Source organism: Buttiauxella sp. AC142, assembly GCF_979253435.1.
Genome location: NZ_CEEDCH010000001.1, coordinates 4,620,044 through 4,632,680 on the forward strand (window position 1 = coordinate 4,620,044; position 12,637 = coordinate 4,632,680).

The following is a 12,637-nucleotide window of genomic DNA, read 5'->3' on the forward strand; positions in this document are numbered from 1 at the left end:
TTGCTTTCCAGATAATTAACGAGATGCGTATCTATTGATGCGTTCGTTTATCTTATTGTAATAGATGTGATTTTTATCTTTATAGGTGAAAAAACATTCGTATCGGATCACACATTAAGAAATGGTACACTATTGCGAAAAATTGAGTGCGTTTTCAGTCTTCGGGTAGCTGTTGAGCCTGGGGCGGTAGCGTGCAAATTTGATATCTTTAGCATTATCAACAATTAAGAGCTGCGCGTGGAAAAACCATCATTTAGAAGAATTTTAGTCATTAAGATGCGTTTTCATGGGGATATGCTGCTGACGACTCCGGTCATTAGCACGCTAAAAAGAAACTACCCGGAAGCGAAGATTGATGTGCTTCTATATCAGGATACGATCCCCATACTGTCTGAAAATTCAGAAATAAACATGCTGTATGGGCTGAGTAATAAAGGCGCTGGTTCTATAACCAAAATTCAGAATTTCCTGTTCCTTTTAAAAACACTACGCGCCAATAAATATGATTTGGTTATCAACCTTACTGATCAAAGGGTTGTTCCGTTTTTTGTGCGTCTCCTGAACGCAAAAATGAGCATTTCCCAGGACTATAGCTACCGACAATCGGCTTTCTGGAAAAATAGTTTTACTCATCTGGCGCCCATTTCAGGCGAGCATATCGTAGAACGTAATTTATCTGTTGTGACCCCATTGGGAATAACAGATATCTGCAAAGAAACGACAATGCCTTATGACCCTAAAAATTGGGTCAAAATGCAAAGTTTGTTGAAAGATGTAGGTGTCGATAACCACTATGTTGTCATTCAGCCCACTGCACGCCAGCAATTCAAATGTTGGGACAACGATAAATTCTCAAAAGTCATTGATGCATTACAGGCCAGAGGTTACAGCGTAGTTTTAACATCTGGCCCTTCTGCTGAAGATTTAGAATGTGTGGAAGATATTGCTCGGGGATGTCAATTGAGACCAGTGACAGCTCTTGCGGGGAAAACACGATTCCCTGAATTAGCCGCCCTCATTGACCATGCAGATCTATTTATCGGTGTCGATTCCGCTCCGGGTCATATTGCCGCGGCGGTAAAAACCCCCATCATTTGCCTTTTTGGGGCTACCGACCATGTTTTCTGGCGCCCATGGTCAAATAATGTGATTCAGTTTTGGGCGGGTGACTATGAGCCAATGCCTGTCCGCGACGAGCTTGACCGAAATAAGAAATACATGTCAGTCATTCCAGCTGAAGATGTCATTGCTGCCACTGAAAGGATGTTACCCGATGCGGCGAATGACATTAAAACGAGCGGGTCAGTATGATTATTGCCTTTTGTTTGTATAAATATTTTCCGTTTGGCGGCTTGCAGCGTGATTTTATGCGCATCGCCCAAACGGTTGCTTCTCGCGGTCATCACGTGCGTGTTTACACGCAATCCTGGGAAGGTGAGCACCCAACAGAATTTGAATTAATTACGGTGCCGGTTACTTCCCGTACAAACCACGGACGTAATGCTGAATATTATCGTTGGGTGCAGGCTCATCTTCAGCAACATGCTGTAGATAAGGTTGTCGGTTTTAATAAAATGCCTGGTCTGGATGTCTATTACGCTGCTGATGTTTGTTATGCCGAAAAGGTGGCTCAGGAAAAAGGATTCTTTTATCGCCTGACATCCCGCTATCGGCATTATGCTGAGTTTGAACGCGAAGTTTTTGAGCACGGCAAACCCACTCAGTTATTAATGTTAACAGACAAGCAGATAGCCGATTTTCAAAAACACTATCACACTGAATCTGAGCGTTTTCATATTCTGCCGCCAGGTATTTACCCCGATCGCAAATATAACCAACAGGCACCCGGTAGCCGCTCGCGGTATCGTGAAAAAAATGGAATTAGCGAGCAACAAAATCTGATGTTACAGGTCGGTTCAGATTTTCGTCGCAAAGGTGTTGATAGAACGATTAATGCACTGGCGTCGCTACCTGAAAAGGTCCGGGATAACACCGTATTAATGGTCGTTGGTCAGGATAAACCAGGACGCTATGAAGCTCTGGCAGAAAAACTTGGTGTCCATAAAAACGTCCATTTCTTTGCCGGGCGTAACGATGTGGCTGAATTGATGGCTGCGGCCGATGTGCTTATACATCCGGCGTATCAAGAAGCTGCAGGGATTGTGCTGTTGGAAGCGATTGCTGCAGGTTTACCAGTCATTACGACTTCAGTGTGCGGCTACGGGCATCATATTGCGGCTGCGGAATGCGGTGTTGTCATAAACGAGCCGTTTGATCAGGGAAAATTGAACAGTGCGTTGTATACAGCATTAACAGAACGCGAGCGCCTGAATGAGTGGGCGGCAAATGCACGCCACTATGCAGATACGCAAGATATCTACAGCTTGCCTGAAAAGGCCGCTGATATTATTACGGGTAAAGTTAATGGTTGAGTTGAAAGAACCACTTGTAACCTTATGGCGTGGAAAAGATCCCTTTGCTGAAGTTGCAAAATTGCAGGGTGAAGTTTTCCGGGAGCTTGAAACTCGCCGCACATTACGGTTTGAGTTAGCTGGGAAAAGTTACTTTCTGAAATGGCATCGAGGCACTGCATTTAAAGAAGTGGTGAAAAACCTTATCACCTTGCGCATGCCGGTATTAGGTGCCGATCGGGAATGGAAGGCAATACACCGACTCTATGAATTAGATGTTGATACCATGCATGGAGTTGGCTTCGGAGAGAAGGGATTAAACCCAATCAATAAAGAATCTTTCATTATTACTGAAGATCTTACACCGACAATAAGTCTGGAAGATTATTGTGCCGACTGGGCAACTAACCCGCCCTCGCCACGTACAAAGCGAATGCTGATTGATAGGGTTGCAACAATGGTTCGCAAAATGCATCAGGGTGGAGTTAATCACCGTGACTGCTATATCTGCCATTTTCTACTACATCTCCCTTTTGCAGGAGATGAAGACAACCTGAAAATCTCAGTTATTGATCTCCATCGTGCACAAATTAGAAGCTCGGTACCAAAGCGCTGGCGGGATAAAGATTTAATTGGTTTGTATTTTTCATCATTGAATATCGGGCTAACTCAACGCGATCGTTACCGTTTCCTTTCCACCTATTTCATGCAGCCATTGCGCGATATTTTTTCCAAAGAAAGCGATTTACTTCAGCAAACTGAAATAAAAGCTCAACGTATTCGTGAACGAACAATACGTAAATCGCTTTAATCAAAATAAGTGATGAATCAATGAAAATTGCATTTGTTGGAGAGGCTGTCTCTGGTTTTGGTGGAATGGAAACCGTAATTAGAGATGTTATACTTTCATTAAAAAATAAAGATATGCCCGATAGCTGCGAAATGTTCTTTTTTTGTCGTAATGACAATATGGATAAGAAGTGGTTACAGGGAATTGATTACACTTGTTCATTTTCAAAGATTAAGCTCAGTTTTTTTCGTCGACTAAAACATATTAACAATTTCGACCGCTGGTTAAAAAATAACAAACCAGATGTTGTTATTTGCATTGATGTTCTGTCATGCATGTTAGCAAGCAAAGCGAGACTCAAGAGCCAGCAATCATTTGTTCTATTTTCGTGGCCGCATTTTTCACTTGACCATAAAAAGCATGCGGAATGTGTAGTATATGCAGATCATCATTTAGCAATTAGTACGGGTATAAAAAAACAAATACTTGCCAGAGGCGTACCGGAAAAAAGGATCAGCCTTATTTATAACCCCGTCACCAGACAGAATATTACGATCCCGGCACCGGCAGAAAATGAAGTCGCAACTTTTCTATATATGGGCCGAATGAAGTTTGAGGGTCAAAAAAGAATTAAAGACTTACTTGATGGGCTGGCAAGTGTCGATGGGCCATGGAAATTACATGTCATTGGTGATGGCTCAGATTTCCAAAAATGCCAGTCCTATGGCCGCGAACTGCAAATTGATGACAAGATAATTTGGCATGGTTGGCAGGAAAAGCCTTGGGAGCTTGTGCAGAACGAAATTCAAAAAGTGAGTGCTCTCTTATTAACTTCATCGTTTGAAGGTTTCGGAATGGTACTACTCGAAGCTATGTCCTACGGCATTCCATGCATCAGCGCAAATTGTACTGCGGGTCCTGAAGATATTATTAAGGAAGGGGTCAATGGCTTCCTTTATCCACCATCTGAATTAAATAAGTTTATATTTCATTTAAACCAACAGGTTAACCATCTGATTGTATTTGACAGCCAGGCTGTTAAGCATTCTATCTCAATGTTTTATTCTGAGGTTTATCATAAAAATATGAATGAAATAATATCATCTATTAAGAATAAGAGTTCGATATGAGCCAAGATTACTTTGCGGAAGAAGATGTCATTCTCACTAAGTTAGAGTTCGATCATTGCACTGATAAAAATGATGCTAATTCATTTCATATCTCCTACGGGATTGATAAAAATTTCCTGTTCGGTTGCGGTATTTCTATAGCATCGGTCTTATTATCAAACCCTGAGAGTAAATTTGTTTTTCACATTTTCACTGATTACTTTTCTGATAATGACCGTGAAAAATTTGATGCATTAGCGGCTCAATATAATTCTCGAATTGTGGTTTATTTAATTAACTGTGAGAAATTAAAGGTATTGCCAAGTACAAAGAATTGGACCTATGCAACTTATTTTAGATTTATAATTGCAGATTATTTTTTCGGGAAAATTGATAAAATATTGTACCTTGATGCTGATATAGTATGTAAAGGTTCTGTCCAGGAATTAATCGACCTTAGCTTTGATGAGAGTGAAATTGCCGCTGTTGTTGCAGAAGGTGATATCGAGTGGTGGAAAAAAAGATCAATTACATTAGATACTCCAAAGCTCATTAATGGTTATTTTAATGCTGGATTTTTATTAATCAATTTACCAGCGTGGTCGAAATATAATATTTCAACGCGCGCCATTGATATGTTGAAGGATCCGGAAGCAGTTAAGAAGATAACGCATTTGGATCAGGATGTTCTTAATATTCTCTTAGCTGGAAATGACCGCTTTGTCGATGGGAAGTTTAATACACAATACAGTATTAACTATGAGTTGAAGAAAGATAAAGTCTTTGACCCCATTCCTAATTCTTGTGTGTTTATCCATTATATTGGTCCAACCAAACCATGGCACATATGGGCGAACTATCCTGTATCTGAGTATTTCAATAGAGCAAAAGAGAACTCTCCCTGGCAGTCAGTTAGTTTACTATCACCATCAACTAGTCATCAATTTAGATATAGTGCAAAACATTACTTTAAGCAGGGCTTAATTTTAAAATGTATCTATAGCTATATTAATTATTATGCTAAAAAATTATTCTAACCTTATCTATATTTTAATATTTTTGCCTCTAAATATAATAAGTTAGTTGGTACCTTTATGAATAAGTCTATAACGATTGTAACCGCTTTTTTTGATATTGGTCGAGGTGACTGGACCGTTGATAATGGACATCCAAATTATCTTCACAGGACCGCTGAGACATATCTAAGCAACTTTAGTAATTTAGCATCGCTGGATAATGAAATGATTGTTTTTACATCCAGTGATCTTGTTGAACGTATCCAGGAAATCAGAGCGGGAAAACCAACAAAAGTTATTGCTGTTGATTTGCGAACCACCTTTGGGAGGTTCAGGAAAAAAATAACTGAGATACAGAATGATGCTGAATTTAAGAAATTAATATCTCCACAGCAAGCAAAAAACCCAGAATACTGGTCTCCCGATTATGCACTTGTATGCAATCTTAAATCTTATTTTGTAATGCAGGCAATTAAATTAGGAAGTATAAAAAACAACTTAGTTGCTTGGGTTGATTTTGGCTATTGTCGTTCAGCAGCGACTCTTGATGGTATCAAAAACTGGTATTATCCGTTTGATGACTCTAAGGTTAATTTGTTTACGATCCGTAAACAATTTTCATTGAAGACAATGAATGATGTTTTGTCGGGTATATTTAATAACAATGTCTTTATTATCGGTGGTGCTATCGTTGGTTCAGTTAAGCATTGGGGTGAGTTTCATAAATTAGTCTGGAATTGTCAAAGGTACTTGCTGCAAAGGAAAATCATTGATGATGATCAAGGGGTTTTCTTAATGTGTTATTATAAAAACAAAGAACTCATACGTTTAAATTATCTTGGCGATAACAAATGGTTTTCTCTGTTCAAAGTTTTCCATCGTAGAAATAGTGTGGCGTGGAAGATAAAAAACCGTCTCCGTGTTTTTCGTGGGAAATAAATATGATTACCTTAAAAGATTGTGCTAAAAAAATCACAGAGTATAGCCACGAACAATTTGAGCTAAGAGAAAGTTTTAATATCGCCTATGGTACCGATGTAAACTACCAAGTTGGAACAATTATATCAGTTGCTTCTATTGCCGAAAATAATAAATCCATTAATTGTCGTTTCTTTATTTTTTCAGATGTCTATAGTATCGAGTTTTTAGATAAAGTTGAGCTGTTAACAAAAAAATATAAAATTAAAATCGAACTCTTTGAAGTTGATAGTGCATTATTAAGCAAATTACCACGCACCTCTATTTGGCCTGTTTCTATTTATTATCGTTTGTTAGCTTTCGATTATCTTTCCCAAGAAATAAGTTCTCTGCTCTATCTTGATGCTGATGTTATTTGTAAGGGAAGTATTAATGAATTAGTGTCGCTCGATTTTGGTGAGCATTATGGGGCCGTCGTACCAGATGTTCCATCTATCCAGGAAAAAACTTATCAACGTTTGAACATTGACTTTAAAGACCTGTATTTTAATTCAGGCGTCATGTATGTGAACTTAACACAATGGAAATCTCAACAGTTAACAAGTAAAGTCTTTTCACTTCTTCTTGATGAGAGTTCATCCGTCCGTCTAAAATATCCCGATCAGGATGCATTAAACATTGTTTTGCAGGGATACTTAATTTATCTGGATAGACGATTTAATACAATTTACTCACTTAAATCAGAATTTGAGTTTAAAGATAAAAATCACTTCAAACAATATATTTCCGATTCAACTGTGTTCATCCATTATACTGGTGTCACGAAGCCATGGCATGCCTGGGCTGATTATCCGGCATCTTCTTTCTTTCGCGATATTTATTTTTTAACACCATGGAGAAATGATCCATATTTTGATGCAAAATCTAGATCTGAATATAAAGAGGAATACAAGCATAAGCTTTATCAAGGTAAGTATCTTCAAGCAATAAAGTCAGTGATAGCATATAAATATAAGTCATATATTAATAAATAAAACAATCAAATTGTAGAGCAATAAATGAATCACACTAAAGAGTGTTTCCCTATATTCATTATTTCACTCAAACATGATATTGATCGGAAAGAAAAAATAATATCATTGTTGAACCAATATAATATTCAGTATGATTTTATTGATGCTGTTGATTACAGAACAGATGCATATAAAAATATAAAAGATAATGTCAGTGTTAATAGTAATTCGTCTTATGGGTCAATGACCGATCCTGAGATGGCCTGCACATTGAGCCATTTACAAGCGTATCAAAAAATCATAGACGAAAGTTTGGAATGGGCGCTGATTCTGGAAGATGATGTGACATTCGACGAACGTTTATCTCAGGTATTAAGTGCGTTATCACAGAATAGAAACTTATTAACCATGGGGACATCTTATGTCTTGGGCGGACAAGAGGGAACTTCAGATTACCAATTATTTGGACTAAGTCTCTTTAAAACGGTTAATATTGGCAATGTCTTATTTAGAAAAGCAACTTACAAAAAACACAAAGTGACCCGTGCGTGTTGCTATATCGTTGACGAGCGTTATTGCAGAGCAGCGATTAAGTTATTTGAGACACATGGTTTCTTTTTAATTGATGATAGAAAAATTCTTTTCGATAATAATGTTATGTCACATATATACTTTACTGATATTGTTACTCACCCCCTAGTCTGCCAGTCAAATTCTCATATAGAAAATAGTCGTATCGAAAAAAATAAAGAGTTGAGAGTTAAAACACGTAGCAATATCATGGCCTGGCTAATGAGGCTCAGATACAAGATTAGAGTTCTGCTAGGTTCATTTGAATAGTGTATATTTTTTTTGATATTTCAATTTAAAGCCACTCTTAATATTAAGAGTGGCTTTTTTATTGCCTATACTTTTTTATTTTTATGCAATGTGCAGATAAACATTAGTGGCAGCAACCAGCCTAAAGGAATAGGTTTCGCGTATGTTAATGTATCACTTATCCCAAACAGGATGAATAGAATCAGGAATGCGTATAGAACGGATTGTTTATTCCTCATGGCAAACCTTGCAATGCTTACAATGAGTAGTAAATCAATTATAAATCCGACCCAGCCAATGGTGGAAAGAGTATCAATAAATTGATTGTGAAGATGTACGTTTTTAAATATCAATGCTGCGGAAAGACTCTTGTCACTTTCAACAATTATTTGTATTTTTTCATTTCTTTGCTCGAGAGATTGACCAAAAATATTATCGTAGGATGAAAGCCAGCCAGTTTTATACATGGCAAAGCGCGCACCAACAGATGTATTGCTATTATCTTGAGAATACTGTGTTAAATCTGACCGCAAGTTGTCGATTCTATACATGATTGGTTTTGCCATGGAAGCAATTATTATTGCTAGCAATACGCATAGTATTGATAATGACTTCTTAGATATATGTATTCTTTTGTCTTTATACTCCATATAGCACATGACAACAAATGCAATTGGGTAGGCTATAATTGCGGCTCTGGTGCCTGTCATAATAAGAGCAGTATAGTTAAGTATCCATAATACGCTTAGGGCTTCTAATTTATGTTTTTTTAATGACGAAGATACTGAGGCCATAGCGTAAAGAGATACAAAAGAGATGATGTATGCAGCAGCAGTAGCATTAGGGCCATAGGCGAGTGATAAGAGTATTCTTTCCATCTTTAACACAAAGAACTGATAATACGCATATATAATCAAAGATATATTAACAGCTAAAGAAACAATTAAGTGTATTTTATTGATTTGTGATGAGTAAAGTCTTTTGCTAGCGATAACTAAAAAAGTTATTGCCGAAAAAATACCCGCAAGACTCCAGTCTCGATAGTTTATATAAGCGCCAATATATTCAGACTCTGAGTTCTTATAAATGCGGAACCAAGTAAATGTTATTAATGATAATGTAAAAATACAAAGTGAAATATATTTCACATCACTTTTGAAATACTTTGTCGGTGACAGTATTATAAGTAGTAAAGAAATTTGTCCCGCGATTCTCAATAATTTCATTGAGGTTCCTTGTTCAAAAGGAAGGAACATCAAAGAGGTAATACAAAACAGTAATATCACGTAATATAATAAGTTATCTAACTTCTCAAGCTTCGTCATAACTTTTTTGACCTACAATAAAATATAAGGATTAATTCGAGTGCTTAACGGAATAAAAATTTATGAATACTGTTACTCAATCGAGAGTGTGTTTCTTAAGTACAGAAAATGAATGGATGACATCATTAGCATTGAGATCGTTTAAATCCTCTGTCTTCGAGCTGCACACCACTTGATTCTGTCCGTAACCGCCAATCAATCCTGGGTCTGTTGGGCCATACAATGTCACATTTGGCCTATCCAGAGCGGCTGTCAAATGGCTTAAACCAGTATCCACTGACACCACAAATTCCGCACCTGCTAGTACCCGCGCAATTTCTTCCAGGCTCATTCTTGGCAGCACTTCTACAAAACTAAAGCCTTCAGCCAGTCTGTTTGCTCGTTCTTGCTCATGCGCAGCGCCCCACGGAAGTTTGATCTGTATTCCTGAATCCTTCATCATTCCTATCAATTCTCGCCAGTGTGATTCTGGCCAGTGTTTATCATCACGAGTTGTCGCATGTAAAAACACTGCGTAACGGGCATTGTCAGTATTTGGAGTATTTAGAAAATGACCCGAAATAGCATAGTCGCCCTGTGATGAAGGCTTTTTGTAGTTCAAACTTTTCGCGAACAATTCTCGAGTGCGCTCAACAGCATGTTGTTGTTTAGCGATTGAGTGGCGACGATTGTAAAATAGACTGGCCAGTGGCTCACGAGCGCTGCTCCAGCCCATACCGTGCTTAATTCCTCGCGCTTTTCGTGTTACTAATGCTGCACTTTTGATAAGACCTTGCGCATCAATAATCGCATCGTATTGCTCGGCGCGTAAGGCCTGAACAAACGCTTTGCGTTCGGCTTTTATCGGGGCTGAAAACCAATTCTTACGCCAACGGCGGATCGCCACGGGAAGAACTTTATCTACTGCGGGATGCCAGGTGGGAATTTGTGCGAAACCTTCTTCAACGACCCAATCAAAGCGGATACCAGGAATAGCCTGCATTGCATCCGTCAAGGCTGGCAGCGTGTGCAGGACATCACCCATTGATGATGTTTTTACGATCAATACCCGCATTACGCTTCCTTCTCAGCTCGTAACAGAGCCGTTAGCTCTTCAATCACGCGCTCCGGCGTTATATCAATCAAACTTTGATGATAACCTTCCGCGGCATCGCCTTTACGCACCTTGTGGTAGCCTGTGATCAGACGAATTACCCGTGCCTTATGGGACAGTGGCGGTGTAAAGTCCGGGCTACTCGGGCCATATAACGCGACAAGTGGGCGGTTAAGTGCCGCCGCAACGTGCATCAAGCCAGAATCGTTTGAAACCACGGCCTGACAAGCCGCAATTAAAATAACCGCTTGCTCAAGTTCAGTGTCTCCCGCCAGATTGCGGCAATACGCTTGCTGCTGCGACGTCAATGCGGCGACGATGTCATTCCCGGCGTCTTTGTCTTTAGCAGAACCGAATAAGACAACTTGATAGCCGTCATCAATGAGTTTGCCGGCCAGAGTCGCGTAGTGATAATGCGGCCAGCGCTTGGCTGGGCCGAACTCAGCGCCAGGACAGAAACCAATAATTGGTCGTTGCGCATCGAGGCTAAAAGCTTCGCACGCCTGAACTTTTTCCCCATCGTTAACTTGCAACTGGGGCCACAGTAACGGCTGAGGAAGATCTTTTGCCGACTGCATCCGTCCTTTTTCATAAGCCAGAGCAATGTAGCGCTCGACCATCAAAGGCCAGGCTTGTTTATCCAGAACGCGCGCATCGTTGAGCAATCCGTAGCGCATTTCGCCGCGCCAGCCGGTGCGTTGTGGAATATTGGCAAAGAAGGGGACGAGTGCGGACTTGAACGAATTTGGCAGCACATAGGCCTGATCGTAACGCTTCTCGCGCAGCGCGTGTCCGAGACGGCGTCGTTCACCAATCTCAAGAGCACCATGGCCGAGTGGCATCGCCAGCGCTTCGTTAACTTCGGGCATACGTGATAATAATGGACGGCACCAGGCCGGTGCCATCACATCAATTATTGCCTGGGGATAGCGCGCCTTGAGCGTGCGATAAAGACTTTGCGACATCATCATGTCGCCTACCCATGACGGGCCAATCACCAGTATTTTCATGCGTCAGGCTACCTGCTTATGCGTCACGGTTCAGCCAGGCCATATATTCTGTTACGCCTTCGGCAACAGTTTTAAATGGCTTGTCGTACCCTGCGGCACGCAGATTGGTCAAATCAGCCTGAGTAAACTCTTGGTAGCGGCCTTTGAGTTTTTCCGGGAATGGAATGTACTCAATGCTGCCTTTTTTATGGAACGCCAGCGCTGCATCGGCAATAGCCTGGAAAGATTCCGCTCGGCCGGTACCACAGTTATAAATACCGGATACGCCATTCTGCCAGAACCACAGGTTAACGGCGGCGACATCGCCAACATAGATGAAGTCACGTTTAAAGCTGTCGCTGCCTTCAAACAGTTTTGGATTTTCACCGTTGGTGAGCTGGGTGTTCAGATGGAATGCAACGCTCGCCATGCTGCCTTTATGGCCTTCACGTGGTCCGTAGACATTGAAGTAGCGGAAGCCGGTAATCTGGGAATTTGCTTCTGGCAGGATTTGACGCACGTATTCATCGAACAAGAATTTCGAGTAACCGTAAACGTTTAGCGGCTGCTCATATTCACGCGACTCGATGAAATCGCTATTGCGACCGCCGTAGGTTGCAGCAGAAGAGGCATACAGGAACGGGATTTCACGTTCCAGGCAATAATGCAGGATTTCTTTGGAGTACTGATAGTTGTTATCCATCATGTACTTGCCATCCCACTCGGTGGTGGAAGAGCATGCGCCTTCATGGAAGATGGCTTCGATATCGCCGAACTCTTCACCCGCCATAATCTGGATTAAGAAGTCTTCTTTATCCATATAGTCGGCGATATTTAAATCTACGAGGTTGGCGAACTTGGTGCCATCCTTCAGGTTGTCTACCACCAGAATATCTGTATGGCCAATATCATTCAGGGACTTAATGATGTTGCTGCCGATAAGGCCAGCACCGCCGGTGACAATAATCATGAGCGAAACCTTAAACAAAAAGAGGGCCGTAAGGCACGATACCTCACGCGCTAATGGCTCTTATCATACCATTACATTCATTGACCCGCCTAATCAGAGGAAGTTTCTGATACTCGTGATTTATGCTGCAAAAATCAATTTCATTGAAGCGTCATCTCGTGTCCTGGTATAGGTTTGGGTAATA

12 protein-coding genes are annotated in these 12,637 nt (G+C 40.4%); 8 read left to right on the forward strand and 4 right to left on the reverse strand.

Annotated features, from left to right (window positions below):
* Positions 1 to 237: 237 nt before the first annotated feature.
* From rfaQ to AC0IWZ_RS21590, 8 genes are read left to right on the forward strand one after another with little or no spacing between them, the layout of a single operon-like run.
* Positions 238 to 1,311, forward strand: coding sequence for a lipopolysaccharide core heptosyltransferase RfaQ (gene rfaQ / locus AC0IWZ_RS21555; protein WP_471678506.1), 1,074 nt, complete (start codon positions 238 to 240; stop codon positions 1,309 to 1,311).
* On the forward strand, positions 1,308 to 2,432 hold the full coding sequence (locus AC0IWZ_RS21560) for a glycosyltransferase family 4 protein (RefSeq protein WP_471678505.1): 1,125 nt from the start codon (positions 1,308 to 1,310) through the stop codon (positions 2,430 to 2,432). The genes rfaQ and AC0IWZ_RS21560 overlap by 4 nt, the downstream gene beginning before the upstream one ends.
* Positions 2,425 to 3,222 (forward strand): lipopolysaccharide core heptose(I) kinase RfaP, encoded by a 798-nt coding sequence (gene rfaP / locus AC0IWZ_RS21565; protein WP_471678504.1) that lies wholly within the window; start codon positions 2,425 to 2,427, stop codon positions 3,220 to 3,222. Before AC0IWZ_RS21560 ends, rfaP begins: the two co-directional genes overlap by 8 nt.
* 20 nt (positions 3,223 to 3,242) lie before the next feature.
* Positions 3,243 to 4,331, forward strand: coding sequence for a lipopolysaccharide 1,6-galactosyltransferase (waaB, locus tag AC0IWZ_RS21570; protein ID WP_410374170.1), 1,089 nt, complete (start codon positions 3,243 to 3,245; stop codon positions 4,329 to 4,331).
* A complete protein-coding gene (gene waaO, locus AC0IWZ_RS21575; protein WP_471678503.1) occupies positions 4,328 to 5,347 on the forward strand; it encodes a lipopolysaccharide 3-alpha-galactosyltransferase in 1,020 nt (339 codons plus the stop codon). The genes waaB and waaO overlap by 4 nt, the downstream gene beginning before the upstream one ends.
* 57 nt (positions 5,348 to 5,404) lie before the next feature.
* On the forward strand, positions 5,405 to 6,265 hold the full coding sequence (yibB, locus tag AC0IWZ_RS21580; RefSeq protein WP_034500005.1) for a protein YibB: 861 nt from the start codon (positions 5,405 to 5,407) through the stop codon (positions 6,263 to 6,265).
* 2 nt (positions 6,266 to 6,267) lie between these two features.
* Complete coding sequence (locus AC0IWZ_RS21585) at positions 6,268 to 7,278, forward strand: glycosyltransferase family 8 protein (RefSeq protein WP_051873767.1); 1,011 nt, start codon at positions 6,268 to 6,270, stop codon at positions 7,276 to 7,278.
* Between the two features lie 24 nt (positions 7,279 to 7,302).
* Positions 7,303 to 8,097 (forward strand): glycosyltransferase family 25 protein, encoded by a 795-nt coding sequence (locus tag AC0IWZ_RS21590; protein WP_034500008.1) that lies wholly within the window; start codon positions 7,303 to 7,305, stop codon positions 8,095 to 8,097.
* Between the two features lie 65 nt (positions 8,098 to 8,162).
* Here the strand turns inward: AC0IWZ_RS21590 and AC0IWZ_RS21595 are convergent, their stop codons facing one another.
* From AC0IWZ_RS21595 to rfaD, 4 genes are all read right to left on the reverse strand, one after another.
* Positions 8,163 to 9,302, reverse strand: a complete 1,140-nt coding sequence (locus tag AC0IWZ_RS21595; RefSeq protein ID WP_471678502.1) for an O-antigen ligase family protein — start codon at positions 9,300 to 9,302, stop codon at positions 8,163 to 8,165.
* Positions 9,303 to 9,477: 175 nt separating this feature from the next.
* Positions 9,478 to 10,455, reverse strand: a complete 978-nt coding sequence (rfaC, locus tag AC0IWZ_RS21600; protein WP_471678501.1) for a lipopolysaccharide heptosyltransferase RfaC — start codon at positions 10,453 to 10,455, stop codon at positions 9,478 to 9,480.
* The gene (gene rfaF / locus AC0IWZ_RS21605) at positions 10,455 to 11,504 is read right to left on the reverse strand and encodes an ADP-heptose--LPS heptosyltransferase RfaF (RefSeq protein ID WP_471678500.1); all 1,050 of its coding nucleotides are present in this window, start codon (positions 11,502 to 11,504) and stop codon (positions 10,455 to 10,457) included. Before rfaF ends, rfaC begins: the two co-directional genes overlap by 1 nt.
* A gap of 16 nt (positions 11,505 to 11,520) precedes the next feature.
* Positions 11,521 to 12,453, reverse strand: coding sequence for an ADP-glyceromanno-heptose 6-epimerase (gene rfaD, locus AC0IWZ_RS21610; RefSeq protein WP_034500016.1), 933 nt, complete (start codon positions 12,451 to 12,453; stop codon positions 11,521 to 11,523).
* Positions 12,454 to 12,637: the final 184 nt, after the last annotated feature.